The 26,764-nt window shown below is 71.6% G+C and carries 26 protein-coding genes; 9 read left to right on the top strand and 17 right to left on the bottom strand.

Annotated features, from left to right (window positions below; translation table 11 throughout):
* The first annotated feature begins 67 nt into the window (after positions 1-67).
* Complete coding sequence (locus ABZ078_RS32085; RefSeq protein WP_356581089.1) at positions 68-820, top strand: SLATT domain-containing protein; 753 nt, start codon at positions 68-70, stop codon at positions 818-820.
* A gap of 165 nt (positions 821-985) precedes the next feature.
* Here the strand turns inward: ABZ078_RS32085 and ABZ078_RS32080 are convergent, their stop codons facing one another.
* From ABZ078_RS32080 to ABZ078_RS32070, 3 genes are all read right to left on the bottom strand, one after another.
* Positions 986-2,851 carry a serine/threonine-protein kinase gene (locus tag ABZ078_RS32080; RefSeq protein WP_356581087.1) on the bottom strand — a complete coding sequence of 622 codons (1,866 nt, stop codon included), beginning with the start codon at positions 2,849-2,851 and terminating at the stop codon, positions 986-988.
* A 91-nt stretch (positions 2,852-2,942) separates the two neighbouring features.
* On the bottom strand, positions 2,943-3,401 hold the full coding sequence (locus ABZ078_RS32075; protein WP_356581085.1) for a MarR family transcriptional regulator: 459 nt from the start codon (positions 3,399-3,401) through the stop codon (positions 2,943-2,945).
* Positions 3,398-4,045 carry a type 1 glutamine amidotransferase family protein gene (locus ABZ078_RS32070; protein WP_356581083.1) on the bottom strand — a complete coding sequence of 216 codons (648 nt, stop codon included), beginning with the start codon at positions 4,043-4,045 and terminating at the stop codon, positions 3,398-3,400. The genes ABZ078_RS32075 and ABZ078_RS32070 overlap by 4 nt, the downstream gene beginning before the upstream one ends.
* 151 nt (positions 4,046-4,196) lie before the next feature.
* Here ABZ078_RS32070 and ABZ078_RS32065 point away from each other — a divergent pair, with 151 nt between their 5' ends.
* The 4 genes from ABZ078_RS32065 (at position 4,197) to ABZ078_RS32050 (ending at position 8,163) form a co-directional block, all read left to right on the top strand.
* On the top strand, positions 4,197-5,552 hold the full coding sequence (locus tag ABZ078_RS32065) for an aspartate aminotransferase family protein (protein ID WP_356581081.1): 1,356 nt from the start codon (positions 4,197-4,199) through the stop codon (positions 5,550-5,552).
* Positions 5,553-5,688: 136 nt separating this feature from the next.
* Positions 5,689-6,390, top strand: coding sequence for a GntR family transcriptional regulator (locus tag ABZ078_RS32060; RefSeq protein ID WP_356581079.1), 702 nt, complete (start codon positions 5,689-5,691; stop codon positions 6,388-6,390).
* 329 nt (positions 6,391-6,719) lie between these two features.
* Positions 6,720-7,370 carry a hypothetical protein gene (locus ABZ078_RS32055; RefSeq protein ID WP_356581077.1) on the top strand — a complete coding sequence of 217 codons (651 nt, stop codon included), beginning with the start codon at positions 6,720-6,722 and terminating at the stop codon, positions 7,368-7,370.
* Positions 7,371-7,506: 136 nt separating this feature from the next.
* Entirely contained in the window at positions 7,507-8,163 is a 657-nt protein-coding gene (locus tag ABZ078_RS32050) for a CDP-alcohol phosphatidyltransferase family protein (RefSeq protein ID WP_356581130.1), read from the top strand.
* Between the two features lie 84 nt (positions 8,164-8,247).
* On the opposite strand, the gene ABZ078_RS32045 is transcribed toward ABZ078_RS32050, so the two are convergent.
* Entirely contained in the window at positions 8,248-9,531 is a 1,284-nt protein-coding gene (locus tag ABZ078_RS32045; RefSeq protein WP_037887231.1) for an adenylosuccinate synthase, read from the bottom strand.
* Positions 9,532-9,727: 196 nt separating this feature from the next.
* Between ABZ078_RS32045 and ABZ078_RS32040 the strand changes: the two genes are divergently transcribed.
* On the top strand, positions 9,728-10,588 hold the full coding sequence (locus ABZ078_RS32040) for a diacylglycerol kinase family protein (RefSeq protein WP_356581075.1): 861 nt from the start codon (positions 9,728-9,730) through the stop codon (positions 10,586-10,588).
* Position 10,589: 1 nt separating this feature from the next.
* Here the strand turns inward: ABZ078_RS32040 and ABZ078_RS32035 are convergent, their stop codons facing one another.
* Both ABZ078_RS32035 and ABZ078_RS32030 read right to left on the bottom strand, forming a co-directional pair.
* Positions 10,590-11,198, bottom strand: coding sequence for a Uma2 family endonuclease (locus ABZ078_RS32035; RefSeq protein WP_356581073.1), 609 nt, complete (start codon positions 11,196-11,198; stop codon positions 10,590-10,592).
* Positions 11,199-11,284: 86 nt separating this feature from the next.
* On the bottom strand, positions 11,285-11,782 hold the full coding sequence (locus tag ABZ078_RS32030) for a MarR family transcriptional regulator (protein WP_356581071.1): 498 nt from the start codon (positions 11,780-11,782) through the stop codon (positions 11,285-11,287).
* Between the two features lie 73 nt (positions 11,783-11,855).
* Between ABZ078_RS32030 and ABZ078_RS32025 the strand changes: the two genes are divergently transcribed.
* Complete coding sequence (locus tag ABZ078_RS32025; protein WP_356581069.1) at positions 11,856-12,767, top strand: ABC transporter ATP-binding protein; 912 nt, start codon at positions 11,856-11,858, stop codon at positions 12,765-12,767.
* Positions 12,764-14,368, top strand: a complete 1,605-nt coding sequence (locus ABZ078_RS32020) for an ABC transporter permease (protein ID WP_356581067.1) — start codon at positions 12,764-12,766, stop codon at positions 14,366-14,368. The genes ABZ078_RS32025 and ABZ078_RS32020 overlap by 4 nt, the downstream gene beginning before the upstream one ends.
* Before the next feature lie 5 nt (positions 14,369-14,373).
* Here the strand turns inward: ABZ078_RS32020 and ABZ078_RS32015 are convergent, their stop codons facing one another.
* The 10 genes from ABZ078_RS32015 to ABZ078_RS31970 all read right to left on the bottom strand — a co-directional run bounded on the left by ABZ078_RS32015 (position 14,374) and on the right by ABZ078_RS31970 (position 24,731).
* On the bottom strand, positions 14,374-14,970 hold the full coding sequence (locus ABZ078_RS32015; protein ID WP_356581065.1) for a Uma2 family endonuclease: 597 nt from the start codon (positions 14,968-14,970) through the stop codon (positions 14,374-14,376).
* 88 nt (positions 14,971-15,058) lie between these two features.
* Complete coding sequence (locus ABZ078_RS32010; RefSeq protein ID WP_356581063.1) at positions 15,059-16,279, bottom strand: cytochrome P450; 1,221 nt, start codon at positions 16,277-16,279, stop codon at positions 15,059-15,061.
* Between the two features lie 41 nt (positions 16,280-16,320).
* Entirely contained in the window at positions 16,321-16,755 is a 435-nt protein-coding gene (locus tag ABZ078_RS32005) for a VOC family protein (RefSeq protein WP_356581061.1), read from the bottom strand.
* A 23-nt stretch (positions 16,756-16,778) separates the two neighbouring features.
* A complete protein-coding gene (locus tag ABZ078_RS32000) occupies positions 16,779-17,444 on the bottom strand; it encodes a response regulator transcription factor (protein WP_356581059.1) in 666 nt (221 codons plus the stop codon).
* Complete coding sequence (locus ABZ078_RS31995) at positions 17,441-18,763, bottom strand: sensor histidine kinase (protein WP_356581128.1); 1,323 nt, start codon at positions 18,761-18,763, stop codon at positions 17,441-17,443. The genes ABZ078_RS32000 and ABZ078_RS31995 overlap by 4 nt, the downstream gene beginning before the upstream one ends.
* A 329-nt stretch (positions 18,764-19,092) precedes the next feature.
* Positions 19,093-19,767 (bottom strand): response regulator transcription factor, encoded by a 675-nt coding sequence (locus ABZ078_RS31990; RefSeq protein ID WP_356581057.1) that lies wholly within the window; start codon positions 19,765-19,767, stop codon positions 19,093-19,095.
* Positions 19,764-21,035: a histidine kinase gene (locus ABZ078_RS31985; protein WP_356581126.1), complete on the bottom strand. Its 1,272-nt coding sequence runs from the start codon at positions 21,033-21,035 to the stop codon at positions 19,764-19,766. The genes ABZ078_RS31990 and ABZ078_RS31985 overlap by 4 nt, the downstream gene beginning before the upstream one ends.
* 130 nt (positions 21,036-21,165) lie before the next feature.
* Positions 21,166-22,326, bottom strand: coding sequence for an acyltransferase (locus ABZ078_RS31980; RefSeq protein ID WP_356581055.1), 1,161 nt, complete (start codon positions 22,324-22,326; stop codon positions 21,166-21,168).
* Between the two features lie 145 nt (positions 22,327-22,471).
* Positions 22,472-23,641 (bottom strand): alpha/beta hydrolase, encoded by a 1,170-nt coding sequence (locus ABZ078_RS31975; RefSeq protein ID WP_356581053.1) that lies wholly within the window; start codon positions 23,639-23,641, stop codon positions 22,472-22,474.
* A gap of 196 nt (positions 23,642-23,837) precedes the next feature.
* Positions 23,838-24,731 carry an alpha/beta hydrolase gene (locus ABZ078_RS31970; RefSeq protein ID WP_356581051.1) on the bottom strand — a complete coding sequence of 298 codons (894 nt, stop codon included), beginning with the start codon at positions 24,729-24,731 and terminating at the stop codon, positions 23,838-23,840.
* A gap of 196 nt (positions 24,732-24,927) precedes the next feature.
* On the opposite strand from ABZ078_RS31970, the gene ABZ078_RS31965 reads away from it, so the two are divergent.
* A complete protein-coding gene (locus tag ABZ078_RS31965; protein WP_356581049.1) occupies positions 24,928-25,530 on the top strand; it encodes a TetR/AcrR family transcriptional regulator in 603 nt (200 codons plus the stop codon).
* Here the strand turns inward: ABZ078_RS31965 and kynU are convergent.
* The gene (gene kynU, locus ABZ078_RS31960; protein WP_356581124.1) at positions 25,527-26,696 is read right to left on the bottom strand and encodes a kynureninase; all 1,170 of its coding nucleotides are present in this window, start codon (positions 26,694-26,696) and stop codon (positions 25,527-25,529) included. The two genes, ABZ078_RS31965 and kynU, sit on opposite strands and share 4 nt — an antisense overlap.
* Positions 26,697-26,764 lie beyond the last annotated feature (68 nt).

Below are 26,764 nucleotides of genomic sequence, written 5' to 3'. Positions count from 1 at the left end.
GTGCGCGGTGGGGGTCCTACCCGGCTCGTACGTGGGGTCACGCACCGTGATCAGTAGGGAGTGCCGGGTGGGTCAGCCGGAGATGCAGCCCGACAGGTCGCCGAAGGACGGGCGGGGCGGCGAAGGGGCGGCCGGACTGCGGCCGGGCGATCTGACGGGGCGGGCGTTTCCGCTCGGCGACTGGGGAGAGCCGGCGGCGCGGTTGCACGAGCTGTACCGGTGGGTGGAGCGGGGGGCGCTGGACACGGCCACGTGGTATCTCGCGGACCGGGTGTGGAAGCGGCGGGGGGCGCGGGCGTTGCGGTGCGGGGCGGCGGCCGGGGCGGTCGTGGGGGCGGCGCTGCCACTGCTGGACGGGACGGGGGTGGTGAGCGGGGCGGCGCCGTGGGGGTTTCTGGCGTTGCTGCTGGCGGTGGCGTGTGTGGCGATCGACCGGTTCTTCGGGGTGACGTCCGGGTGGATAAGGGACGTGGCCACGGCTCAGGCGGTGCAGCGGCGGCTTCAGGTGCTGCAGTTCGACTGGGCGACGGAGAGTGTGCGGGAGGTGCTGGGGCCGGCCGAGGGGACGGCGAGTGAGGCGGCGGAGCGGTGCCTGGGGGTGTTGCGGCGGTTCTCGGAGGACGTGACGGAGCTGGTGCGGGCGGAGACGGCGGACTGGATGGTGGAGTTCCGGACGGGGTCCGCGCCCATGGGGATCCAGTCGGCGATGGCCGCCGGGGCCCGCCAGGACGCGGGGGTGGGGACGGGGCGGCTTTCGGTGCCGCCGGCGAACGGGACGAGGCCGAACATGCCTCGGCAGCGGCCGCCGGAGCCACGGTGACCTGGGGGCTTTTCTCGCCCCCGCCGCCCCTGCCCGCCCCTGCCCGCCCCATCCTGAAGGGGCGCTGCCCCTTCGACCCCGCCGCTCCCTGGGGGCCTGCGGCCCTCAGACCCCCCGCTTTCGGCCCTGAACGGGCCTCGCCCTCAAACGCCGGACGGGCTGGGATCACTGGCGGGTGTACGTGAGCTTCTCCCCGCTGCTCGGGTTCACGCGTTCCAGGCGGCCGTCCGGCAGCAGCGTGATCTCGGTGGCGGCCCCCGGCGAGCAGGCCGTCGCCGGCTCGCCGGACGTCACGATGGACGGGCCGACCTCCAACGGGCCCTCCGCGCCCGGTTCTTCGGCCAGTCGCGCCTCGACCACGCAGTGATAGGTGCCGGCGCCGGCAGGGCCGTCGGCGACGAGGGAGAGGACCGTGTCGCCCATCTCGCCCTGCCGGATGGTCAGTCGGCGGGTGTTCTCGCCGGAGGCGTTGTCGATCGAGGCCGTCCAGGTGCCCAGGTACTCCGCCGGGATCACACCGTTCGTCGGTGCCGACGTGGTCGGGGACGGCGTCGGCTGGGACGGCGAGGGGCCGGTGGTGCTCGTGACGGTCGGGGAGGTGGTCGGGTCGCCGCCGGGCCGGTCGTCACCGCCGCCGTTCATGAGGGCGTACACCGAGCCACCGGCCGCGAGCGCGACGACCAGCGCGACGAGGACGAGGGCCGCGGTGGAACGGCCGCTCCGGGCAGGCGGTTCGGGTGGGGCGGTGGGGAGGAGGTAGTGCAGGGGCGGGTCGTGGGGTGGGGTGGGGCCGTACGAGGGGCCCGGGCCGTATGACGGACCTGGGCCGTACGACGGAGCTGGACCGTAGGAAGCCCCTTGCCCATAACGGGAGTTCGGGTCCCCGGGCGGGTAGCCGTACGCCGGCTGTTGCGGGTGCTGCTGCGGGGAGCCGTACGCCGGGTGGGGCGAGGGGCCTGACGGCGGGGGTGCGGGCGGGCCGCTCTGCGTGGCGGACACCGTGGGGAGTTGGTCCGGCGGTGTCGCGGCGGCGGCCGGCGCGTGCTCGGGTGAGGCCGCCGGAGTCGGCTCCGCGGAGCCCGTCTCCGCCGCGCCGGCCTCCTCCGGGCCCACCGGATCCTCCGTGTCCAGCAACCGCACCGCGTGCCGCCCCAGTTGGGCCACCAACGCGCTCGGCAGCCACGGATCCCGGGACCGCCCGTCGCAGACGGTGTCCTCGGCGCCCGTACGCTCCAGGACCCGGTCCAGGGTCGGCCTGGCCCTCGGGTCCTTGCGCAGGCAGTCGTGGACCAGCTCGGCGATCCCCTCGGGCACCCCCTCCAGATCGGGTTCCTCCTGGGCGATGCGGAACATCACGGCGTGCGCGCCGCTGTCGACGGAGCCGAAGGGCAGCTTGCCGGTCGCGGCGTACGCGAGCACCGAGCCCAGGCAGAACACGTCGCAGGCAGGGGTGATCCGGTCGCCGCGGACCTGCTCGGGCGCCATGAACCCCGGCGACCCGACGAGCGCGCCCGTGCGGGTGAGCCCGCTCTCGCCGACCGTTTCCAGCGCGCGGGCGATACCGAAGTCGATGACACGGGGTCCGTCGATGGTGACCAGGACGTTCGACGGTTTCAGGTCCCGGTGCACCATGCCCGCGGCATGGATGTCCTTGAGCGCATGCGCCAGCCCGGCCGCCAGGATCCGCACCGACCGCTCGGGCAGCGCCCCGTGGTCGTGCCCGACGACCTGCTGGAGGCTGGGCCCGGCGACGTAGCCGGTGGCGACCCAGGGCACCGCGGCCTCGGTGTCCGCGTCGAGCACCGGCGCGGTCCAGTACCCGCCGACCTGCCGCGCGGCCTGCACCTCCTGCCGGAACCGGGCCCGGAACTCCTCCTGCGCGGCCAGCTCCCGCCGTACGAGCTTGACGGCGACGGTGCGGCCGCGGTCGGACCGGGCGAGATACACGTTCCCCATGCCGCCCGCGCCCAGCCGCGCCAGCAGCCGATAGACCCCGATCTGCTGTGGATCCCCCGGCCCGAGCTTCTCCATCGCGCGCCCCCCAACCCCGCCTACGCAAACCCCCGCCTACGCAACGGCCCCACGATAGTGCGGCGAAATGGGGAGGTGAGCGGGGCGGTGTCTACGGTTCCGTAACAGGAACGGCGATCTGGTCGAGCACCTTCGACAACCGTTCCAGAACCCGTACGGCGTCGGCGAGTTCCGCCTCCCCGAACGCTTCCGCCAGCCGGTCCGCGAAGGCCGCGTGTCCGGGGTCGATCCTGGAGACCGCCGCCCGTCCCTCCTCCGTCGGCGCGAGGAGCTTGGCGCGGCGGTGGGCCGGATTGGGCCGGTACTCGGCGAGGCCCTTCGTCACCAGCAGGTCGGCGATGCGCTGCACGCTCTGCCGGGTGATGCCCATGGCGCGGGCGATGCCGGAGACGGGGAGGGGTTCGCCGAGCACCGCGCCCAGGACCTGCCACCACGCCGCCGTCAGCCCGGACGGCCGGGCCAGTTCCTCGGCGACCCCGAGAAACTGGCCGTTGAGCCGGAAGACACCGAGCGCGCTGCGGCTGAGCAGGTCCTGACGCTCCCGGCTCACAGGACACCGGCCTTCTCCAGCACGGCGTACGCCTCCGCGTCGGAGTGGTGGAACAGGCGGTACCAGGCGTCCACGGCCTCGTCGTCGTACACCTTCAGAAGCCGCAGGATCTCCCGGGCGAAGGCGACGGGTTCGGTGGGGCCGGCGGTGACGAGGCCCCTGTCGGTGACGGCGTCGGCCTCGACGTACCGTTCGCCGCCGCCGTACCCGGTCGCGGCCAGATAGAAGGAGACCGCGCTGGTGTGGTCCCGGTCGTCGAGCAGGCCCTCGCGGGCCAGCCCGGCCGTCGCTCCGCAGATCGCGGCGACCGGAACTCCCGCGTCCAGGAAGGCGCGGGCCGTGCGGGCGAAGGGGGCGAGGTCGTCGCCGCCCGCCGCGGTAGCGGCCGATGTCTCGGTCCAGAGGTCGGCGCCCGGGAGGATCAGCAGGGACGCGTCGGGCGGCCGTACGTCCGCCAGGGCCAGGTCGGGCTGGATACGCAGGCCGCCGACGGTGCGGACGGGCTCGCGGGTCGGGCCGACGGTGCGGACCTCGTACCCGGCGCGGGCGAGCTGGGCGGTGGCGTGGCCCGGCTCCCAGTCGGCCAGAGTGTCGTAGACGGCGAGGTACACGGGCTTGCGGTTGGTGCCGGTGCTGCTGCTCATGGCTCCTCCTGGGACCTGCGATACGACAGTATCCTGTCATGACGACAGCTAGCTGTCAATCGTCCTCGTCGACAACCTGTCGCGGAAACCCCCGGACCGCAGACAGGACGCCGATAGCAGCTCCGTACCGCCGCTGCTTACGCTCGGTCGCATGACCCCTCATCCGAATCCCGAGGCCGGCGCCGCCGTGAAGGCCGCGGACCGCGCGCATGTGTTCCACTCCTGGTCCGCGCAGGAGCTCATCGATCCGCTCGCCGTCGCCGGCGCCGAGGGGTCGTACTTCTGGGACTACGACGGCAGGCGCTACCTGGACTTCACCAGCGGGCTCGTCTACACGAACGTCGGCTACCAGCACCCGAAGGTCGTCGCCGCGATACAGGAGCAGGCCGCACACCTGACCACCTTCGCGCCCGCCTTCGCCGTCGAGGCCCGGTCCGAGGCGGCCCGGCTGATCGCCGAGCGGACGCCGGGCGACCTGGACAAGATCTTCTTCACCAACGGCGGCGCGGACGCCGTGGAGCACGCCGTACGGATGGCGCGGCTGCACACCGGGCGGCCGAAGGTGCTGGCGGCGTACCGCTCGTACCACGGCGGTACCCAGCAGGCCGTGAACATCACGGGCGACCCGCGCCGCTGGGCCTCCGACAGCGCCACGGCCGGGGTCGTGCACTTCTGGGCGCCCTTCCGCTACCGGTCCCGTTTCTACGCCGAGACCGACGAGCAGGAGTGCGCGCGGGCGCTGGAGCACCTGGAGACGACGATCGCCTTCGAGGGTCCGTCGACCGTCGCCGCGATCATCCTGGAGACGATTCCGGGGACGGCGGGCATCATGCTGCCGCCGACCGGCTATCTGGCGGGCGTGCGCGAGATCTGCGACAAGTACGGGATCGTCTTCGTCCTGGACGAGGTGATGGCGGGGTTCGGACGGACCGGTGAGTGGTTCGCGGCGGATCTGTACGACGTGACGCCGGACCTGATGACCTTCGCCAAGGGCGTGAACTCCGGGTATGTGCCGCTGGGCGGGGTGGCCATCTCCGGGGCGGTCGCCGAGACGTTCGGCAAGCGGCCGTACCCGGGCGGTCTGACGTACTCGGGGCATCCGCTGGCCTGTGCGGCCGCCGTCGCGACGATCAACGTCATGGCCGAGGAGGGCATCGTCGAGAACGCCGCCCGGCTGGGCGCCGACGTGGTCGGGCCGGCGCTGCGCGAACTGGCCGAGCGGCACCCGAGCGTCGGTGAGGTGCGCGGTGTCGGCATGTTCTGGGCCGTCGAGCTGGTGAAGAACCGGGAGACCCGCGAGCCGCTGGTGCCGTACAACGCGGCCGGCGAGGCGAACGCCCCCATGGCCGCGTTCGGCTCCGCCATGAAGGCGGGGGGTGTGTGGCCGTTCGTGAACATGAACCGCACGCATGTCGTCCCGCCGTGCAACGTGAGCGAGGCCGAGCTGAAGGAGGGCCTGGCCGTGCTCGACGCCGCGCTCTCCGTGGCCGACGAGTACACCGAGTAGGCGCCCGGGCGGCGAAAGTCCCCGTTCGCCGTGGGAATCTCCCGCGGAGGGCGAACGCGTAAGGTGGCGTGCCCGTAGACATATACGCGCACGCCACCTCATCGCCCTCATCGCCACGACGGGAGACGCCCTGACCATGCCCGGCACCGGCAGCAACGGCTCCGTGACGCGGAGCACCCTGCGGCAACAGCTCGCGGACGCGCTGCGGGACGAGGTGCTGGCCGGGAGACTGCAGGCGGGTCGGGAGTTCACCGTCAAGGAGATCGCCGAGCAGTACGGCGTCTCCGCGACGCCCGTGCGCGAGGCGCTCGTCGATCTCTCCGCGCAGGGGCTGCTGGAGGCCGACCAGCATCGCGGGTTCCGGGTGCACGAGTACTCCGTCGAGGACTTCCGCGGCATCGTCGAGGCACGCGGCCTGGTCACCGACGGCATGTTCCAGGTCCTCGCGACCGACCCCGCGGGCAAACGGGACCCCGACGACCCGCGCGTCCTCGCCGCCGTCGTCGGCGTACGCCGCCGCGCCGAGGAGGCGCAGCGCGCCGCCACCGCCGGTGACCTCACCGTGCTCATCGGCTACGACCTGCGCTTCTGGCGCGAGCTCGGCACCCTCTTCGGCAATCCCTACCTCGCCGACTTCCTGCACCGGCTGCGCGTGCAGTCCTGGGTCTGCGCGGTCCAGCACCTGCGCCGCCTCGACGACCTGCGCGGCCACCTGTGGTCCCGGCACACCGAGCTGGTCGACGCCCTGATGCGCCGCGACCTGGCCACCGCCCGCTCGATCATCGCCGCCTACGACGCCGACTCCCTCGCCCTGATCGAGCGGCTGGCGTCCGGATGAGCCACGAACGCCGGCCGGCCCACGCCGCGTAGAAGCCGTGCGTCCGCGCGGGCGAGAAGCCGGTGGGCGGTCCGGGGAGGTCGGTGGACCGCGTGGGGTGGACCGCGTGGGGTGGACCGCGTGGGTGGACCGCGTGTGGGTATGGGACCTGCACGAGCGGGGACTCGCAGGAGAGCCCGCGTGAGGAACCTGCGCCAGGGGCCCGCACGAGGGCTCCGCACGAGGATCCCGCACGAGGGGTCCGCCCCCGAGCCGCACCGATTACCCTTCCCTGACCACTGTGCTACGCCTTAGCCACGCCGTGCGACCGCTGTGTGAGGAGCCCTCTTTTGGCCTGTGACCTGTGGCTGGTACCGCTCGTCGACGTGTTGTGCCACACGCCTGACAACCCGTTCGCCGAGGAACTCGCGCAATACAACAAGGTGCTCGCCGAGGCCGGGCTGCCGCCGGTGCCGGTGTACCAGTACATGCCGGGCCTGTCCGGTGACGTCGCCCCGGTCGCCGGCTTCGACTACGACGCGCTGCACTTCCTGCGCCGCTCCTACCTGCTCCAGGTCTGCGGGCTCCCGGTCACCCCGGTCGACGAACTGGGCGGCGACTACGAACAGCTCCTGGAGATGTTCGAGACGACAGCCCAGCAGTCGCACCTGGTCTGGCACTACGACCACGCGGGCGCCTATGTCCCCGTCGACTTCCCGAACCCGCTTTCGAGCGACGAGCTCCTGGCGGGCGGCGGCCCGCTCGGCTCCTCCCAGTCACTCCTGCGGGAGCTGGAGTTCGTGGCCCCGGTGATCGGCATCGACCCGGCCAACCCCCCGGCGGCCCCCCAGCCCCCGCAGGGCCCCACGGCCCTGGAGGAACCGGCCGTCGCCGCCCCGTACGACCCGAGCCCCTTCGCCCGTGAACGGCACGTGTGGCTGGGCCTGCACGCGGCGGCGACGCGGAGTCTGGCGCAGGGGTCGATGATCGTCTTCAGCTGACCTGCGGCGCCCAGCTCGAAGAAAAGGGCACTCACCTGCTTCGGGGTTCCGCTCCGATAGAGCGCGCACCGCACGATCTCGAATGGCGTAAGGGCTCTGATAAGATCAGCTGCTGTCTATCTTTTTCGTGATCGAAATTCTCGACTTTTTGGGCGCCCGGCTGGAGGCAGGGAAAGTGGAAGAGGATCGCCTCGACAAGGTGCTGACGATCCCGAATGCTTTGAGCGCCCTGCGTGTCGCCGGAGTTCCGGTGTTTTTGTGGCTCGTTCTGCAGCCCTACTTCGGCAACCCGAGTCTCGACGGATGGGCGATCGCTCTGCTGGTGGTCAGCGGCGTCACCGATTATCTCGACGGAAAACTGGCTCGCCGCTGGAACCAGATAACCCGCCTCGGTCAGATCCTGGATCCCGCGGCCGACCGGCTGTACACGATTGCCACGCTGCTGGCACTGGTCTTGCGGGATATCGTCCCCGGGTGGTTCCTGGCCCTGCTTCTCGCCCGTGACGTATTCATGACCCTCAACATCGCCACCCTGCGGAGGATCGGATACGGCCCCCTCAAGGTGAATTTCATCGGGAAAGCGGCCACCTTCAATCTCATGTACGCATTCCCCCTGCTCCTCCTGGCCGACGGGGGAGATGCGGCGGCTCACTTCGCGAGCATATTCGGATGGGCGCTGGCGATCTGGGGGGCCGGCTTGTACTGGTGGTCCGCGGCGCTTTACACGACCCAGGTGCGCATGCTGAGCTGCGCCGCGCCCAGGAGTCGGGCACGGCGCAGCTTTTCGAACTGACCAGAGTCAAGGACTGAAAGTCCCAAGGACTACAGGTCTCAAGGACACAGGACTACAGGACTACAGGACTACAGGACTACAGGACTACAGGAACGAGTTGATCTCGATCGTCTCGTCCCGGCCCGGGCCCACGCCGATCGCGGAGATCGGCGCGCCGGACATCTCCTCCAGCGCCTTGACGTAGGCCTGGGCGTTCTTCGGGAGGTCGGAGAACGACTTGGCCTTCGAGATGTCCTCGGACCAGCCGGGCAGCATCTCGTAGACCGGCTTCGCGTGGTGGAAGTCGGTCTGGGAGTACGGGAGTTCCTCGACGCGCTTGCCGTCGATCTCGTACGCCACACAGACCGGGATCTGCTCCCAGCCGGTCAGGACGTCCAGCTTGGTGAGGAAGAAGTCGGTCAGGCCGTTCACACGGGTCGCGTAGCGGGCGATCACGGCGTCGAACCAGCCGCAGCGGCGGTCACGGCCGGTCGTCACGCCCCGCTCGCCGCCGATGCGGCGCAGCGCCTCGCCGTCCTCGTCGAACAGCTCCGTCGGGAACGGGCCGGCGCCGACGCGGGTCGTGTACGCCTTGAGGATGCCGATCACACGGCTGATCTTCGTCGGGCCCACGCCCGCGCCCGTGCAGGCACCGCCCGCCGTCGGGTTGGACGACGTGACGAAGGGGTACGTGCCGTGGTCGATGTCCAGGAGGGTGCCCTGGCCGCCCTCGAAGAGGACCACCTTGTCGTCCTCCAGCGCCTGGTTGAGGACCAGGACGGTGTCGGCGACGTACGGCTCGATCTTCGCGGCGTAGCCCAGCAGCTCCTCGACGACCTGCTCGACGGCGATCGCGCGGCGGTTGTAGAGCTTGGTGAGGATCTGGTTCTTGACGTCGAGGGCCGCCTCGACCTTCTGGGTCAGGATCGACTCGTCGTAGAGGTCCTGCACGCGGATGCCGACGCGGTTGATCTTGTCGGCGTAGGTCGGGCCGATCCCGCGACCGGTGGTGCCGATCTTCCGCTTGCCGAGGAAGCGCTCCGTCACCTTGTCGACCGTCACGTTGTACGGCGTGATGATGTGAGCGTTTCCGCTGATGAGGAGCTTGGACGTGTCGACGCCGCGCTCGTTCAGACCGCTCAGCTCGGAGAGCAGGACCGACGGGTCGACGACGACGCCGTTGCCGATGACCGGGGTGCACCCCGGCGAGAGGATTCCGGAAGGGAGCAGGTGCAGGGCGTACTTCTGATCACCCACGACGACCGTGTGGCCGGCGTTGTTACCACCTTGGTAACGCACCACGTAGTCGACGGAGCCGCCTAGCAGGTCCGTCGCCTTTCCCTTGCCTTCGTCACCCCACTGAGCACCGAGCAGCACAAGTGCGGGCACGCGCGTACACCCCTTCCGGGCGGGGCATGTCCAAGGTCAGGGGTGTACACGGAGGGTCTCCACCGTGTACACCACGATCGGCCGCGACCGTCGTTGGCCGCGCACCGTCGGACCGGATGGCCCCGGAATAGACGAAGCCCCTGGCGCAATAGCGCAAGGGGCTCTTGCACAAAGATGCTACCCGAGGAAGCGAGGCATGGCCGAGGTGGCGACTTTCGCGACGTCCGATCAGCTGCTCGTGGTGATCGATCCGATCGCTCGCAGGACGGACGGGGAGTCCGTCAGGATCGCGAAAGACGTGCTCAGCGCGGGTGCGGCGACGAAGGTGTGTCTGCCGGACGATCCGGACGAGTTCGCCCGCGCGCTGACCCGCAGGGGCTCGCGGCGGCCCGTGGTCGTGGGCGACGACCGGGCGCTGACCCGTGCGGTGACCCTGCTGCACCGGCAGCGGGAGCTGGCCGAATGCGTGCTGTCAGTGGTGCCGGTCGGCGCCGCGCTGTCGCTGGCCGAATCCCTCGGGGTGCCGACGGGGGCGGTGGCGGCGGCCCGGGCGGTGCTGGAGGGGGCGGAGCGGCGGCTGGATCTGCTCGTGGACGACAGCGACGGGGTCGTGCTGGGCGCGCTGCGGATCCCGCCGATACCCGACTTCGACGCCGAGCCGGCCGGGGCGACCGCGATGGGCGCGGCTGCCGGGCGGCCGTGGCTGCGGACGTGCCAGTCGCTCGTGCGGACCCTGGTGCCGGCGCGGGGCGTGTCCCCCGCTGGTTCCGGGCCGGCGCGGCTGCGGATCGAGGTCGACGGGGCGACGCTGGTGGACCTCGACCAGCCGGTGGAGGCGGTGTCGGTGACGCCGGGGATCGCCGGTGTGGCCGAGGTGGAGGTACGGCCGGCCTCGGTGGGGGCGGAGGCCGCACCGCTGCGGGCCGAGGGGCGAACGGTGACCGTGTCGGGGGCGCACTTCCGGTACCGGGCGGATGGCGAGGTGTCGGGGCCGGTGAGGACGCGGACGTGGGTGGTTCGGGAGGGGGCTTGGGGGCTTGTGGTGCCGGGGTCCTGAGTCAGGCATCGTCCTTCTTCTTGGGCCGATGGAACTCGGACGTGTCCAGGGGGCAGCCGAAGGGGTCCGGGATGGGGAGCTTCTCGCCGAACGGCTTGCTGATGTGGACCTTGTATCCCGTTGGTGTCGGGGACCCGTAGACGGTGGCCTGTTCCTCCTGCATGTCGAGAAGCAGGTAAACGGGAACGCCGGCTTTGGCGTAGACCTCGACCTTGCCGGTCAGGTCGTCTTTCCGAGTGGAGGGAGAAGTCAGCTCCGCGACGAAGCACAGGGCCTCACCGTCCAAGCGGTTGCTCTCCGTTTCGAAGGCCCGCTCATGCACAGCATGAATGTCCGGCCCGTACGCGCACGCGTCCCCCGGGAAGACATACAGCGTCGGCGTCCGGTCGAGCACGTACCCTTCGGGAAGGTACGGCTCCAACTGTTTGCACACCAGAAGCATCACGCGGTGGTAGTAGCCCTTCGACCACGGCGACACGACGATGTTTCCCGTGATGATCTCGGCCTTGAAGCCGTCCCGCAGGTTCAGCTCATCGAGGACGTCCAGCAGTTCCTCGTAGCCGTTGGGCTCGGTGCCGCTTATCGTCGGTCGCTCAGTCATCAACGTCATGATGCGCCCTCCCCTTGATGCAGACCAGCCACAACTCAGCGTAGCGACTCCGCTACGCCCGCGCGGTCGATCTCCCAAGTCGGAGATCAGCCCTGCCCGAAGGTCTTCTCGCGGTGCTCCCGCCAGCGCTCCATCATGGCCGCGACCTCAGTCTCGATGAACTCGAAGAAGGCGAGCGTCTCGGCCAGGCGGCGGCCCGCCGGGGTGTCGGGGCCCAGGCTGTGGACGCCCTCGCGCAGGGCGGTCTCCCACCGCTTGAGGACGGCTTCGCGGTTGGTCAGGGCCTCGTACCACTGGTCGCCGTGCACCCGGTAGCGCTCGCGGCGCGAGCCGGGCTCGCGCTCGCGCGACACCATGTGCGTCTGGGCCAGGTAGCGCACCGCGCCGGAGACCGCCGCGGGGCTGATCCGCAGCTGTTCGCTCAGTTCGGCGGAGGTCAGCACACCCTTGTCGGAGGCGAGCAGCGCGGCGAAGACCCGGGCGGCCATGCGCTGCATCCCGGCCTCGACGAGCTGCGCCGCGAAGGACTCCACGAACGCGGACACGGCCTCCGTGTCCCGGTCGGCCCCGGCTGATTCCGTCATGCCGCCATCCTATCGGGACTTTATACGCTTCCTTAACTTCACAAATTTCTGAAAGAAGCGTACGTTCTGAAGCATGACGAAGGCAAACACCGCCATCGAGGTGTCCGCACTCCACAAGTCGTTCGGCGGGACGCACGCGCTCGACGGTCTCGACCTGCACGTCGAGACCGGTGAGGTCCACGGCTTCCTCGGTCCCAACGGCGCCGGCAAGTCCACCACCATCCGGGTCCTGCTCGGCCTGCTGCGCGCCGACTCCGGCGGCGCGCGGGTGCTCGGCCGCGACCCCTGGGCCGACGCGGTGGAGGTGCACCGCCGGATCGCCTACGTCCCCGGCGACGTCACCCTGTGGCGCAACCTCTCCGGCGGCGAGGTCATCGACCTGTACGGCAGGCTGCGCGGCGGCCTGGACAAAAAACGCCGCGCCGAGCTGATCGAGCGGTTCGAGCTGGACCCGACGAAGAAGGGCCGCACGTACTCCAAGGGCAACCGGCAGAAGGTCGCCCTGGTCGCCGCGTTCGCCTCGGACGTGGACCTGCTCATCCTGGACGAGCCGACCTCGGGCCTGGACCCGCTGATGGAGGAGGTCTTCCAGCGCTGTGTGGCGGAGGAGCGGGAGCGGGGCCGGACGGTCCTGTTGTCCTCGCACATCCTCAGCGAGGTCGAGGAGCTCTGCGACCGGGTCAGCATCATCCGCAAGGGCCGTACGGTCGAGAGCGGTTCGCTCGCCGACCTGCGCCATCTGACGCGGACCAGCGTCACGGCCGAACTGGCGGGCCCGCCCAACGGGTTGTCGCAGCTGCCCGGCGTCCACGACCTCGACGTGCGGGGCCGTCGGGTCCGGCTCCAGGTCGACACCGACCGACTCGACGCCGTCCTGCGCTCGCTCAGCGACTCCGGGGTGCGGTCGCTGACGTCGACGCCGCCGACCCTGGAGGAGCTGTTCCTGCGGCACTACCAGGCGGACCTGAACGAGGTGGCCCGATGACCGCCACGGCTCTCGCGGTACGGCCGACGGGCTCGCGCCGACTGGCGGGCACCGGAACGCTGTTGCGCTTCGCGCTGCGCCGCGACCGGGTGATGATCCCGGTCTGGGTGGCGGTGAACGCGCTCATGATCCTCTCCATGCCGAACACGCTGGAGAACCTGTACGCCACCCCGGCCGAACGCGCCGACCTGGTGCGGGACACCGCGACCAACGCCTCCTTCCGCGCGCTGATCGGCCCGGTCTTCGACGACTCGATCGGCGCCCTGACGGCCTGGCGCGTCGGCGTGTACGCGGGCGCGCTCGCGGCCGTGGTCAGCCTCCTCCTCGTCGTACGGCACACCCGGGAAGAGGAGGAGAGCGGCCGCCAGGAACTGGTGGCATCCGGGGTGGTGGGGCGCAGGGCCTCCCTGACGGCGGCGCTGCTGACGGCGGCGGTCACGAACGCCGTACTGGCCCTGCTGGTGGCGGCCGGACTCGCCGGTCAGGGCGCCGCCGGGGCGCTGGCCCTCGGGCTCGGGCTCGCCGGAGTCGGCATGGTCTTCGCCACGCTGGCGGCGATCGTCGCCCAGTTCACTCAGAGCGCGCGGCTGGCGCGAGGGCTGACGGCGGGGCTGCTGGGCGCCGCGTTCGTGCTGCGCGCGGCGGGCGACTCGGCGTCGGACGACGGTTCCTCGGTGCTGACGTGGGTGTCGCCGCTGGGCTGGCTGGAGAACCTGCGTGCCTTCGCGGACGAGCGGTGGTGGGTGCTGCTGCTGTTCGCGGCGGCGGCTGGGGTCCAGGGCGTGGTGGCGTACGCACTCGCCGGGCGCCGGGACGTCGGCATGAGCTTCCTGCCCGCCCGGCCGGGCCCCGCCGAGGGCCGCCTCGGTACGGCGGGCGCGCTGGCCTGGCGGCTGCAGCGCGGCGGCTTGCTCGGCTGGAGCATCGGTTTCTTCCTCGCCGGGGTCGTCTACGGCGGGCTGACCGACGGGGTGGCCGACCTGGTCGGCGACAACGACAACGCGCGGGAGGTCTTCCAGCGGATGGGCGGGCAGTCGGGTCTGACGGACGCGTTCCTGGCGTCGATGGTCGGGATGCTGGGCCTGATCGCCGCGCTGTACGTCGTGGCGTCGGTGCTGCGGCTGCACGGCGAGGAGACCTCGATGCGGGCCGAACCGGTCCTGGCCAACGCGGTCGGCCGACTGCGCTGGGCCGCGGGCCATCTGGTGATCGCCTTCGCCGGGTCAGCCCTGATCATGCTGCTCGCGGGGCTGGGTTTCGCGGCCGGTTACGGCAAGCAGGTGGGTCCGATCCTGGGTGCCTGCCTGGTGCAGCTGCCGGCGGTGTGGGTCGTCGGCGGGTTGGCGGTACTGCTGTACGGGGTGCTGCCGCGGGCGGCTCTTGCCGCGTGGGGTGTCGCCGGGGCGGTGCTGCTGATCGGGTGGGTGGGGCCCGCCCTCGATGTTCCACAGGCGGTGCTGGATCTGTCGCCGTTCGGGCATCTGCCGAAGCTGCCGGGCGGAGGGATGGAGTGGGGGGCGGTGCTGGTCCTGTTGGGGCTGGCGGCGGCACTGGTCGCGGTGGGGCTGACCGGCCTGCGCCGCCGGGACATGACGACCTGACGGGTTCAGTCGACGTACTGCTTCAATTCCTCGGTGTCGAGTTCGATGCCGACCGGATCAGGGAGAGCAAACTTGTCGCCGAGCCTGGCCACGTGGATGTCCTGGTAGCCGAACTCCGGGTTCGGGTTGCTGTGCACAAGGACCGAGAGGTTCTCCCGGTCGATCAGCAGATAGACCGGGATGCCCGCCTCAGCGTACGCCCGGGGCTTGTCCACGCGGTCGCGTTTGTGGGTGTCCGAGTCGTACGACGTGATCTCTACGGCCATCAGCACGCCGTCGGGGTCGGTCCAGTCGCCTTCGCGGTTGAAGTAGCCCACAGGTGCAAGCACGGCGTCAGGCAGCGCGCGACCCTTCCGGTATGCCTCCACCTTCAGCCCTTGGTTCGCTACGTAGAGCGTGAGTTCGGGCCGGGCCCGCTTGCACTCGAAGACCAGCCACATCGCGATCTCGCCATGCCTGGCGTCCGCCACTTTCTTGACCTCGATCCGTCCGCCGATGAACTCGAAGCTGACGGTCTCGTCCTCACGGGCAGCGAATTCGGCGATCCGCTCGAACACGTCCACCGACATCTGATCTGACGCACGCTCTGCCATAACCGTCATGGTGCCTCCCTTCGCAGGCAGGCACCAGCTTGACGAGCCGCCGACGACCATCGATCGGGATTCGCTCAGCGATCATTCGAACGAGTGATCACCCCACCTCGACGCGCAACCCCTCCAACCCCCGGATCACAAAGTTCGGCTTCCGCTCCGGCTCCGCCGCCAACCGCAGCGTCGGCGCCTTCTCCAGCAGCGCCGCCATCGACGCCGCGAGCTCGATCCGGGCCAGCGGAGCCCCGATGCAGTAGTGGATGCCGGCGCTGAAGGAGATGTGCGGGTTCTCCTTGCGGGTGAGGTCCAGGCGGTCGGGGGTGTCGAAGACCTCCGGGTCATGGTTGGCGGAGCCGAACAGCATGGCGATCTCCGCGCCGCGCGGGATCGTCGTGCCGGCGATCTCGATCTCGTCCAGGACCCAGCGTTCGAACAGCTGGAGCGGGGTGTCGTAGCGCATCAGCTCCTCGATCGCCGAGGGGATCAGGGAGTGGTCGGCGCGCAGGGCCGCCAGCTGGTCCGGGTTGCGGAACAGCGCCCACCAGCCGTTGACCGTGGCGTTCACGGTGGCCTCGTGGCCGGCGTTGAGGAGCAGGACGGCCGTGGAGATCATCTCCTGCTCGGTGAGCCGGTCGCCCTCGTCGTACGCCGCGATCAGGCCCGAGATCAGGTCCTCGCCCGGTTCCGCGCGGCGGGCCGCGATCAGCTCCCGCAGGTAGTCCGAGAACTCGACCGACGCGCGCACCGCCTTCGTCGCCGTCTCCTGCGACGGGTTCAGCTCGTACATCCCGCAGATGTCCGCCGACCAGGGCCGCAGCTGGGCCCGGTCCGACTCCGGGATGCCCAGCATCTCGGCGATCACCGCGACGGGCAACGGCTCCGCCACGTCCGTCAGCAGGTCGCCGCCGCCCTTCCCGACCAGCGCCGACACCAGGTCCCCGGCCAGCCCCCGCACATACGGCTTCAGCCGCTCCACGGTGCGCGGCGTGAACGCCTTCGACACCAGCCGCCGGATCCGCGTGTGGTCCGGCGGCTCCAGGTCGAGCATCCCGTGATCGTTGAGGACGTGGAACGGCTCGTGCTCCGGCGGCGGCGCCGTCCGCCCGAACTCCTCATGCGTGAAACGGTGCTGGTACGTCCGCCCCAGCCTCCGGTCCCGCAGCAGCACCGAGACGTCCGCGTGGTGCGGCACCAGCCACTGGTTCGTGGGCTCGAAGAAGTGCGCCCGGCCCCGGGCACGCAGTTCGGCGTAGGCGGGGTACGGGTCGGCGAGGAACGCCGGGTCCCAGGGGTCGAAAGCGAGGTCGCAACGAGCTGCCATGCACGGACGTTAGACCGCCGTCCCCCTCCCTGACCAGGGGCCTAGGCCGCGCCGAAGTCGGGAAGGGTGACCGAGCCGTCCTCGGCGAGCGGGAACCCGGGGTTGTGGGCGACCTCCCAGGCGTGCCCGTCGGGGTCGACGAAGGCGCTGGAGTAGAACCCGACGGCGTTGACCGCAGCGGGCTTGGTCACGGTGCCACCGGCCCCTTCCACCGCCGCGAGCAGCGCGTCGACCTCCGCCTCCGACCGGACGTTGTGCGCGAGGACGATCCCCCCGAAACCGCCCCCCGCCCCGAGCTCCAGACCGCAGTCCCGCGCCAGCTTCTCCCGGCCCCACAGGACCAGTCCCAGGCCGCCCGCCTGGAAGAAGACGGTCTCCTCGACCTCCTGCCCCCGCCAGCCCAGGGCCTCGTAGAAGGCCTTGGCCCGGGCGAGATCGGAGACTCCCAGCGTGATCAGGGTGATGCGCTGTTCCATCCCCTCACGGTAGCCCCGGCGCCTCAGCCCGGCGTGACCAACCGCGCCTCGTAGGCGAACACCGCCGCCTGCGTACGGTCCCGCAGGCCCAGCTTCACCAGGATCCGGCTGACGTGGGTCTTGATCGTCGACTCGGCCACCACCAGCCGCTCGGCGATCTCCGCGTTCGACAGGCCCTGCGCGATCAGCACCAGCACCTCCGTCTCCCGCTCGGTCAGCTCCCCGTACGCCGCGTGCGCGGAGGACATCAGGCGCGGGCCGTCGGACAGCTTCGAGAACTCCGTGATCAGCCGCTTCGTGACCGAGGGGGCGAGCAGCGCCTCGCCGGCCGCGACCACCCGTACGCCGTCGGCGAGCTGGCGTGCCGAGGCGTCCTTCAGCAGGAAGCCGGAGGCTCCCGCGCGCAGCGCCTGGTACACGTACTCGTCGAGGTCGAAGGTGGTGAGCACCAGCACCTTCGCCGCGCCGTCGGCCGCGACGATCTCCCGGGTCGCCTCGATGCCGTTCAGCTCCGGCATGCGGATGTCCATCAGCACCACGTCGGGGCCGAGTTCCCGCACCCGTTCCACCGCCTCGCGGCCGTTGACGGCCTCACCCACGACCTCGATGTCCGGCATCGCGTTCAGCAGGACCGAGAAGCCCTCGCGCACCATCATCTGGTCGTCCGCGACGAGCACACGGATCGTCATGAGCCGTCCTCTGCCGTCGTGGTGACCGGCAGGAACACCGTCACCTCATAGCCGCCGTCATCCGTCCGGCCCGCCGTCATCTCGCCGTTCAGCATGGAGACGCGCTCCCGCATGCCCGTGATGCCGTGCCCCGCACCGGGCGAGGGCTTGATCAGGGCCGGGGCGGGCGGCGGGCCGTTGACTATGCGCAGGCCCAGGCCGCCGAGGACGTACCCGATCTCGACGCGGGCGCTCGCGCCGGGCGCGTGGCGCAGGCTGTTGCTCAGTGCCTCCTGCACGATCCGGTACGCCGACAGCTCCACCCCGGGCGGCAGCTCGCGCGCCGCGCCGGTCACCGCCTTCTCGACGGTCAGCCCGGCGTCCCGCACATTCGCCAGCAGGGCGTCCAGGTCGCCCAGGGTGGGCTGCGGGGCGTCCGGGGCCTCGTAGTCCTCGGCGCGGACGACGCCCAGGACGCGGCGCAGTTCGGTGAGGGCCGCCACCGCGTTCTCCCGGATGGTGGCGAAGGCCCGCTCCAGCTCCGGCGGCGGGTTCTCCACCCGGTAGGGGGCGGCCTCCGCCTGGATGGCGACGACCGACATGTGGTGGGCCACCACGTCGTGCAGCTCGCGGGCGATCGTGGTGCGCTCCTCCAGCAGCGTGCGCCGGGAGCGCTCCTGCGCGGTCTCGGTCCGCTGGGCGGTGACCTCCTGCTTCGCCTCGCGGCGTATGTGCCAGACGGCGACGCAGAGCAGGATCATCGCGGAGAAGACCAGCATGGGAGCGGTGTTCGTGCCGTAGTAGTAGTCGGCGCCGAATCCGGCCTCCAGCACGAGGCCGTACACCGCCGTCAGTGCCCACATCCACGCCGCCGTACGCGGCCTGGTGCGCACGGCCACGACCGTCAGCACCGTCAGATGGCAGGCGAACGCGCCGGGCATCCACGGCCAGTCGCCCCAGCTTCCGCCGAGCAAGGAGACGACGGGGGTGGCGGCCATGGACAGCCAGAACGCCCCGACGGGCCGCATCATCGTCAGCAGGACGGGGATCACGCAGAGCGGAACGAGCAGCAGGGCCGGGCCGTTGTTGTCGACGCCGGCGATGGCCATGGTGAGCAGCGCCGCCGCGGCGATCACGGCGTGCGGTGTCCAGGCCGCGTACTCCCGCATGCGGTCGGGCAGGCGCCGGGTCAGTGGGCCGTCCACGCGCATGCGGTGCAGCGGACGGTAGGCGAAGGCGTTGTGGAAGAGGTCCTGTCGCAGCCCGTGCAGGGCGTCCGCGGCCAGCCGGAACTCCGGGCTGCGCGGCTTGGCCTCGTCCTCCGGCTGCGGAGTCGGCATCTGGGTCGTCTCGGTCACGTACAGAACCGTAGGCGCAGGACGCTGTCGCGGTCGTCCCCAGTGAGAAGGGTTCCCGCAGGTCCGTCTCAGGTACTACGGGTATCACCGCAGGTCGTGCCAGGCGAGGCGGTCCCTCCCCGCCGGGCAGGGCGCGCGGGCGTGCGTCCAGTCCCCGCGGGCACTGGACGCACGGTCCCTGGGGGCCGCGGCCATCCCTGCGGGCAGGCGCCCGGAACTCTGGGGGCTGCGACCGTCCCCGCAGGCACGCACCCGGACCCAGCAAGCGGCGACCGCCCCCGCGGGCACGCGCCCGGCAGCGCTCGGTCCGCTCAGTACCCGGCGGGCCGTACCAGCCCCGACTCGTACGCGAACACCGCGGCCTGCGTCCGGTCCCTGAGCCCGAGCTTCACCAGGATGCGGCCCACGTGGGTCTTCACGGTCTGCTCGGCCACGACGAGACGCTCGGCGATCTCCGCGTTCGACAGGCCCTGGGCGATCAGGGCGAGGACCTCGGTCTCCCGTTCGGTCAGATCGCCGACGCGCTCCTTGAGCGGGGCGCGGGGCCGGTCGTCCAGGCGGGAGAACTCGGCGATCAGGCGCCGGGTGATGCCGGGCGCGAGCAGTGCGTCGCCGGCCGCCACGACCCGGACCGCCTCGGCCAGTTGGTCGGCGGAGGCGTCCTTCAGCAGAAAGCCCGAGGCGCCCGCGCGCAGCGCCTCGTACACGTACTCGTCGAGGTCGAACGTCGTCAGCACCAGCACCTTGATGTGCGGTGTCTCGGCGGTGATGCGGCGGGTGGCCTCGATGCCGCCGAGTTCCGGCATGCGGATGTCCATCAGGACGACGTCGGGGGTGAGTTCGGCGACCTTCGCGACCGCGTCCAGGCCGTCGACCGCCTGGCCGATCACGTCGATGTCGGGCTTGGTGTTGAGCAGCACGGTGAATCCCTGCCGGACCATCTGCTGGTCGTCGGCGATGAGTACGCGGATGGGGCTGCTCGTCATGCGGTGCCGTCCTCGGTCGGGTCGTTGGCGTGCCTGGAATGGTCGGGAACGTAGCCGAGACCCTCGGCGCGCTGGTGCGCGGGAAGGTACGCGCTCACCACATAGCCGCCGTCCTTCGAGGGGTACGCCGACAGGGCGCCGCCGAGCATCGCGGCCCGCTCCCGCATGCCGAGCAGTCCGTGCCCCGTGCCCTGCGAGGGCGGCGCGGGCCGCTCGGGCCGTGAGTTGGTGATGCGCAGGGTCAACCCGTCGTAGTCGTACGCGACGGCGACGCGGGCGACGGCGCCGGGAGCGTGGCGCAGGATGTTGCTCAGCGCCTCCTGCACGATCCGGTACGCAGACAGCTCCACGCCGGGCTGGAGCGGGCGGCGCCGGCCGGTGATCTCGACGGTCACGGTGAGTCCGGCGGCACGGGTGTTCTCCACGAGCGCCTCCAGCCGGTCGAGGGTGGGTTGCGGGGCGTGGGGGGCGGAGGCGGTGCCGGTGCCGGTCATGTCGTGGGTGTCCGGGGCGTCGGGGTGTTCCGAGCGCAGGACTCCGAGGACGCGGCGCAGTTCGGTCAGGGCTTCCAGGGCGTTCTGGCGGATGCCCTCGAGGTTCTCCTTCAGCTCGTGGGAGGGGTGCTCGACGAGGTGGGGCGCCACCTGGGCCTGGATGGAGATGACCGACATGTGGTGGGCGACCACGTCGTGCAGTTCGCGGGCGATACGGCTGCGTTCCTCAAGGAGGGTGCGGTGGGCTCGTTCCGCCGCGGTGAGGGTCTCCTGTGCGACGAGTTGGGTGCGGGCTTCCTTGCGGCCGCGCAGGGCTGTGCCGACCAGGACGGCCACGGCGAAGACGCCGACCGCCACGGTGCCGGTACTGGAGTGGTTCTGGGCGCGGATGACGGCCTGGAGGACGAAGGTCGCCAGTCCCGTCGTGGCGAGGGCGGCGACGGCGTTGCGGGTGGGGACGCGGAGGGCGAGGAGCAGGAAGACGGCGGCGTGGGCGATGACCGCGGGGGTGCTCCAGGGCCAGTTGGGGCCGGGAAACGGGATCTCCGCCAGGTGGGGGCGGACGGCCAGGGCGGTGACGATCGTCGCCGCGAGGCTCAGGGCCCAGGCCAGACCGGGTCGCCACAGGGCCAGGACCAGGGTGAGGCCTTGGGCGAAGCCGGCGAGCAGGCCATGGGTGGTGGCCAGTTCGTAGCTGGTGCTCAGGTCGTTGCCGCCGGCCAGGGAGACGCCCAGGGCGATCCAGGTGGTGAGGAAGATGGTCAGCCAGCGCACCCAGGATGTGCCGAAGGGTTTGCGGAGGTGGTGGGTGAGGGAGCGTTCGGTGGGGGCGGGTGGGGTGGGGGCAGGCGGGGCGGGGGCGGGTGGGGTGGGGTGCTCCTCCTCTTCGTTCACGTCGCCAACCCTAGGCACGGTGCTGTGCCTTCCTGTCCCCGCTTTGCGGTGTGGCATGGGAGAGGATCACTCGCGAGCTGCGGTTTCTCGGGCGGCGCGGGCCTTGCTCGTAGGGGCGGAACGCCGTCCAGCACAGGGCCAACGCGCCGGTGAACAGGGGGAGCCAGGCCAGACGGGCCGCCACCCAGCCGAGATGGTCGGGGACGGTGTGCAGGCCGGGGAGGTGACCTGCCGTCAGGGCCGTTGCGGTGGTGGCCATCAGGGCCGTCTGGTGCCAGAGGAAGACCGTCATCGCGGAGAGGTTGAGCAGGGCCACCGCCGCCCAGGCCAGGGGCCGGCGCATCGCCCGGCGCAGGGGCTCACGCAGGAGCAGCGCCAACCCGCACTGGGCCAGGCCGAAGGTGACGGCGGCCAGCGTCGGCGGGTCGAGGTTGGAGACGCCGGCGCCGGGGACGCCGACCATGGACGCCGGGTAGCCCGCCCCGGCGACCAGCGCCGCCGTCACCGTCGCGCCGCCCGTCAAGAGGATCCAGCCCGCGCGGCGGCGCTCCAGCTCGCCCCGGGTCCAGGCCGCGCCCAGGGTGTACGGCACCAGCCAGCCCGCCGCCACGTTCACCCAGCCGAGCCAGGCGGGGGCGCCCAGGCCGAAGCGGAGGAGGTCCACATGGAGGACGACGGCCAGGGGCCAAAGGGGGTTGAGACGCAGGAGAAGGGGCGTCGCCGCCGTCAGCGCCGCGAAGACCAGGAGGAACCACAAGGGGGACAGGGCCAGTTTGACCAGCGTGCGGATCGTGTCGGGGTCCGTGCCCGAGAGGAGCAGGAGAACCGACGTCACCGTCCACAGGGTGAGGACGACCGCCACCGGCTTGAACAGGCGGGACAGCCGGGACGTCAGCCACTGTCCGTACGTCGTCCCGCGGGCTCGGGCCGAGGCGTGGCCACGGGTCGCCACATGGCCGCCCACCAGGAAGAACACCGCGAGGGTCTGGAAGACCCAGGAGACCGGGGCCAGCCAGGGCATGTGGTGGAGCGGGCTCGCGGTGCGCAGACCGGTTCCTCCGTCCGCCACCAGGGCCGTGACCAGCCAGTGGCCCAGGACGACGCCGAGGATGGCGAAGGCCCGCAGGGCGTCGACCGCCCGGTCGCGTCCGGCGGGGGTGGCGGCGTCCACGCGGGCGGCGCCCCGGCGTAGTCCCTTCCACGCGCCGCGCAGACGGCCTTCGGCGGCCGAAGAAGAGGAAGAGGAAGAGGACGAAGACGATGACGAAGACGAAGACGAAGACGAAGACGAAGACGACGAAGGATGGGACAAGGGCTCAGCCACGGGTCACCTCCGAGGTCTCGCCCAGGACGATGCGGGTCAGGTTCGCCAGGGACGTCGAGCCCGGCCTGAAGTAGTCGCTGTGGCCGCCGTCGCCCGCCGCGAAGACCCGGGCGCCGAAGGACGGGGACAGCGGGTCGGTACCGAAGCCGACCGTCGTGCCGGGCAGGTCCAGCCGGACGTGCGGGACCCCCGCCACCCAGTCGGCACTGCCGCGGGCCGCCCAGACGCGGGCCGGGGTGTGCAGTTCCGCGGTGGTGTCCGCGCCCGTGCCGGGGCTGCCGATCAGCGCGATGTCGTCCACGTCCAGGTGGGAGGCCGCGCGGCCGCAGACCACCGAACCGTAGGAGTGGCAGAGCAGGGATATGCGCGGCCTTCCGTCGGCCCGCCCGTCCGGTCCGTCGTCCGGGAGGGCACGCAACTGCCTTATGAACTCCCGCAGCTTCGGAGCCGCCTGCTCGGCTCGGCCTGTCGTCGTGACCGTGGTGCTGACCGTGGCCGGGGTCTCGTAGCCGAGCCAGGCGGCCACGGCGATGCGGGTGCCCCGCGGGGCCTCCCGGGTCAGCCGTTCGTAGAGGGCCTGGGCGGCGGCGCGGAAACGGTCGTACGTGTCGACGGACGTGTCGGAACCCGGGACCAGCACCGCGATGCGGTCCGCGGCGGCCAGGTCGCCGAAGACCTCCGTCGCGAGGCCGGAGCCGCGGCCGTCGAAGGAGAGGAAGTGGCGGGACGGGTCGGCCATCGCTCGGTCGGCGGCGGCCCGTTCACGGTCGCCGTGCGCCGCGGCCATGCGGGACGCCTCGGCGGCGTTGGCGCGGTTGGCGGCGTACGTCTCGTCCAGCGTCGCCGCCGTCACCGGTGCGAGGGCGGCCGGGGCCGGGGCGGGGATCTCGGGGCGCGCGGCACCGGACAGCGGAACGACCACGGCACCCGTGATCAGGGCGGCGAGGAGAGCACGGCGCCATCTGCCGGTGCGGTGCGTCCTGTTCGGCTCACCGGGCTCGCCCGGCTCATCTGGCCTACCCGGCTCACCCGACCTGCCGGGCTCACCCGGCCTACCCGGCTCACCTGGCCTACCCGGCTCACCCGGCTCACCCGGCTCACCCGGCTCATGCGCCCTGCCCCCCGACGCGCCTGCCTCGCCGACCCCCGTCGTGCGCCCCATGGTCGTCATCCCTCCCAGCCCGCCCGGCCATCGGGCTTGCCTGCAGGGGAAGTTACGGACCCGGACTCGTCATCCGCGTCCCGCCAGGGAGCTCACCTGCGCCGTAGCTCTGAAGTACTACGGGTATGAAAGGGGCGACCAGGGGCGACCAGGGGCGAGAGGCAGGAGGCAGCTCACTCCCCGCACACGAGCCCCCTCACCACGCCAACTGCCCCAGCTCCTCCGCCACCACCGCACACGCGTCCGCCGCCGGATCGATCAGCGCGAAGTGCCCGACGTCCTCCAGCAACGTCAGCCCGACGACCTCCCCCGCCTTCGCCGCCGCGTCCGCGTACGACTCGGCGACCGCCTGCGGGACGACGGTGTCCGTGCGGCCCTGGACGAGCGTCGTCGCGATGCCGGTCGGGAGCAGGAGCGCGGGGTCGGCGTACGGCTGACGCTCGACGAACTTGTCGGCCCCTCCGAGGAGTTGGCGTGCGGCGCCCTGGCAGACCTCCAGCTTGTCGGCGACCGAGAAGTCGGCGATCGGGGCGAGGGCGACCACACCGCGCAGGGGCGCGGGGCGGGCGGTACGCCAGGGGGCGTCGGCGGGCAGGACATGGCGGGCCGCCGCCCACAGGGCCAGGTGGCCGCCGGCCGAATGACCGGCGAGCACGATCCGGCGCGGATCGGCCTGCGGCAGCGTCTCCCGTACGAGCGCGGGCAACGCGTCCAGCGCGGCGGCGACATCGTCGAAGGTCTCCGGCCAGCGCCCGGCGACCGGCCCCGCGCCCCCACCCGAACCCGAGACGCCCTCACCCGCCCCCCGCCGATACTCCACGTTGGCCACGGCGAACCCCCGTCGCGCCAGGAAGTCCGCGAACGGCGTGACATGCCGACGGTCGTACGTGGCACGCCACGCCCCGCCGTGCAGCAGGACGACCAGGGGGGCCGGGCCGCCCGGGCCGGACTCGCCGCGCGGCGCGTAGAAGTCGATCACCTGATCGGGGTGGTCACCGTACGAGGCGATGGCATCGGGGTCGACGGGCGGGTGCGAGAAGGCCGACTTCTCCTCGGCGGCGGTCCGGGCTGCTGCGACGTCGTCCGGCATGCTCCAACCTCTCAGTGACGAAACGTAATTGGACGGAAACGGTGGGGCGGACCAGGTGGGAGTTCGGCCGTTGGCGGGGACGGTACCAGGCCGGTGACGTGGGCGGACACGGGGATGTCACGCTCGGTGAGGGTTAAACGGTTCTGCTGTTCCGTTATGCTGGCAGCGCGTACGCGCGTGCACCAAGGAGGCCGATATGTCCGCCGAACCCGGCACCGTACGTCCCGGAGGGCGTACCGCGCGTGTCCGTGCGGCCGTGCTGCGGGCGGCCGGGGACGTGCTCGCGGAGCGGGGGCTCGACAGCCTCGACCTCGCGGACGTCGCCCGGCGCGCGGACGTGGGCAAGACGACCGTGTACCGGCGGTGGGGCTCGGTGACCGGGCTGGTGGCCGACCTGCTCGCCGACATGGCCGAGCAGTCCCTGCCGCGCGAGGAGACCGGGTCCGTGCTCGGCGATCTGCGGGCCAACGCCGCGCTGGTGCAGCGGACGCTGGCGGATCCACGGCAGGGCGCCCTGTTCCGCGCCGTCATCGCCGCGGCGACGTGCGACGAACGTACGGCGCGGGCGCTGCGACGCTTCTACGAGGTGCGGGTCGCGCAGTGGGCGCCGTGCGTGGAACAGGGCGTCGCCAGGGGGGAGTTGCCCGCCGGGACGGACGCCGAGGCGGTCGTACGGGCGGTGTCGGCGCCCCTCTACCACCAGTTGCTGACGACCGGGGTGATCCCCGACGCCCCCGCCGCGGAGCGCGCCGCGCGGGCCGCGCACGCGGCTGCCGTGGCGGGGGTGTACGTCGGTTAGCGCAGCACGTCCCCCAGCAGCCGCGCCGCCCGTTCCACGTCCGCGAACCCGACGTACAGCGGCGTGAAGCCGAACCGCAGCACATCGGGATGCCGGAAGTCGCCCACGACCCCTCGCTCGATGAGCCGCTTCATGACGTCACCGGCGTTCTCGCAGCGCAGGGCCACCTGGCTGCCGCGTTCGGCGTGGGCCACCGGGGTCAGCGACTCCACCCGCCCCTCCCCCACGTACGCCCCCACGCACTCCAGGAAGAAGTCCGTCAACGCCAGGGACTTGGCCCGCACCGCCTCGATCGACACGCCGTCCCAGACGTCCAGCGCGGCCTCCAGGGCGAGCATGGACAGGATGTCCGGCGTGCCGACCCGCCCGCGCAGCGCGCCCGCCGCCGGTTCGAAGTCGCCTCGCATGCCGAAGGGGTCGGCGTGGGAGTTCCAGCCGGGCAGCGGCGAGTCGAAGCAGTCCTGCAGATCGCCACGCACGTACAGGTACGCCGGGGAACCCGGGCCGCCGTTCAGGTACTTGTACGTGCAGCCGACCGCCAGGTCGACGCCGTGCTCGTCCAGCCCCACCGGCAACGCGCCCGCGCTGTGGCACAGGTCCCAGACGGCCACCGCGCCCGCCGCGTGCACGGCGGCGGTGAGGGACGGCAGGTCGTGCAGCCGGCCGGTGCGGTAGTCGACGTGGTTGAGCAGGACGGCGGCGGTACGGCCGCTCAGCGCACCCGGCACCTCTCCGGGCGCCACCGGCCGCAGCGTACGACCGGTCATCCGCGCCGCCGACTCGGCGATGTACCCGTCCGTGGGGAAGGTCGTCGCGTCGACGAGGATCTCGTCCCGGTCAGGGTCGGCCATCCGCACCGCGGCCACAAGTGCCTTGAAGACGTTGACACTTGTCGAGTCGCCCACCACGATCCGGCCCGGCGCCGCCCCGACGAGCGGGGCGATCCGGTCGCCGATCCGCTCGGGCGCGGTCCACCAGCCGCTCTCGTCCCAGGACCGGATGCGCAGCCGGCCCCACTGCCGCCGTACGACGTCCTCGACCCGCCCCGGCACGTTCGCGGGCAGGGCGCCGAGCGAGTTGCCGTCGAGGTAGACGACCTCGTCGAGCACGAACTCCGCGCGCTTGGCGGCGAGTTCGTCGGCTTGGTCGAGTTTCTCGGCCTGCATGGCCAGTTCGGCCTTCGTGACGAGTTCGACCTTGGCGGCGTGTTCGATGGTGGCGGCGTGTTCGACAT

This window comes from Streptomyces sp. NPDC006385 (genome assembly GCF_040612485.1).
In the GTDB taxonomy this organism is placed as follows: Bacteria; Actinomycetota; Actinomycetes; order Streptomycetales; family Streptomycetaceae; genus Streptomyces.
The sequence above is the reverse complement of the archived record's forward strand: the minus strand, read 5'-3'. Positions and strand labels throughout refer to the sequence as shown.

What these genes read in the sequence shown, in the direction of transcription:
- ABZ078_RS32060 (WP_356581079.1), top strand. Translation starts at nt 5,689, where the DNA reads ATGCCCGGCACCGGCAGCAACGGCTCCGTGACGCGGAGCACCCTGCGG.
- ABZ078_RS32025 (WP_356581069.1), top strand. Translation starts at nt 11,856, where the DNA reads ATGACGAAGGCAAACACCGCCATCGAGGTGTCCGCACTCCACAAGTCG.
- ABZ078_RS32035 (WP_356581073.1), bottom strand. Translation starts at nt 11,198, where the DNA reads ATGACGTTGATGACTGAGCGACCGACGATAAGCGGCACCGAGCCCAAC.
- ABZ078_RS32005 (WP_356581061.1), bottom strand. Translation starts at nt 16,755, where the DNA reads ATGGAACAGCGCATCACCCTGATCACGCTGGGAGTCTCCGATCTCGCC.
- ABZ078_RS31970 (WP_356581051.1), bottom strand. Translation starts at nt 24,731, where the DNA reads ATGCCGGACGACGTCGCAGCAGCCCGGACCGCCGCCGAGGAGAAGTCG.
- ABZ078_RS32015 (WP_356581065.1), bottom strand. Translation starts at nt 14,970, where the DNA reads ATGACGGTTATGGCAGAGCGTGCGTCAGATCAGATGTCGGTGGACGTG.
- ABZ078_RS32010 (WP_356581063.1), bottom strand. Translation starts at nt 16,279, where the DNA reads ATGGCAGCTCGTTGCGACCTCGCTTTCGACCCCTGGGACCCGGCGTTC.
- ABZ078_RS32020 (WP_356581067.1), top strand. Translation starts at nt 12,764, where the DNA reads ATGACCGCCACGGCTCTCGCGGTACGGCCGACGGGCTCGCGCCGACTG.
- ABZ078_RS31975 (WP_356581053.1), bottom strand. Translation starts at nt 23,641, where the DNA reads ATGGGGCGCACGACGGGGGTCGGCGAGGCAGGCGCGTCGGGGGGCAGG.
- ABZ078_RS32070 (WP_356581083.1), bottom strand. Translation starts at nt 4,045, where the DNA reads ATGAGCAGCAGCACCGGCACCAACCGCAAGCCCGTGTACCTCGCCGTC.
- ABZ078_RS31965 (WP_356581049.1), top strand. Translation starts at nt 24,928, where the DNA reads ATGTCCGCCGAACCCGGCACCGTACGTCCCGGAGGGCGTACCGCGCGT.
- ABZ078_RS31995 (WP_356581128.1), bottom strand. Translation starts at nt 18,763, where the DNA reads ATGCCGACTCCGCAGCCGGAGGACGAGGCCAAGCCGCGCAGCCCGGAG.
- ABZ078_RS32065 (WP_356581081.1), top strand. Translation starts at nt 4,197, where the DNA reads ATGACCCCTCATCCGAATCCCGAGGCCGGCGCCGCCGTGAAGGCCGCG.
- ABZ078_RS32040 (WP_356581075.1), top strand. Translation starts at nt 9,728, where the DNA reads ATGGCCGAGGTGGCGACTTTCGCGACGTCCGATCAGCTGCTCGTGGTG.
- kynU (WP_356581124.1), bottom strand. Translation starts at nt 26,696, where the DNA reads ATGCAGGCCGAGAAACTCGACCAAGCCGACGAACTCGCCGCCAAGCGC.
- ABZ078_RS32000 (WP_356581059.1), bottom strand. Translation starts at nt 17,444, where the DNA reads ATGACGATCCGTGTGCTCGTCGCGGACGACCAGATGATGGTGCGCGAG.
- ABZ078_RS32030 (WP_356581071.1), bottom strand. Translation starts at nt 11,782, where the DNA reads ATGACGGAATCAGCCGGGGCCGACCGGGACACGGAGGCCGTGTCCGCG.
- ABZ078_RS32080 (WP_356581087.1), bottom strand. Translation starts at nt 2,851, where the DNA reads ATGGAGAAGCTCGGGCCGGGGGATCCACAGCAGATCGGGGTCTATCGG.
- ABZ078_RS31990 (WP_356581057.1), bottom strand. Translation starts at nt 19,767, where the DNA reads ATGACGAGCAGCCCCATCCGCGTACTCATCGCCGACGACCAGCAGATG.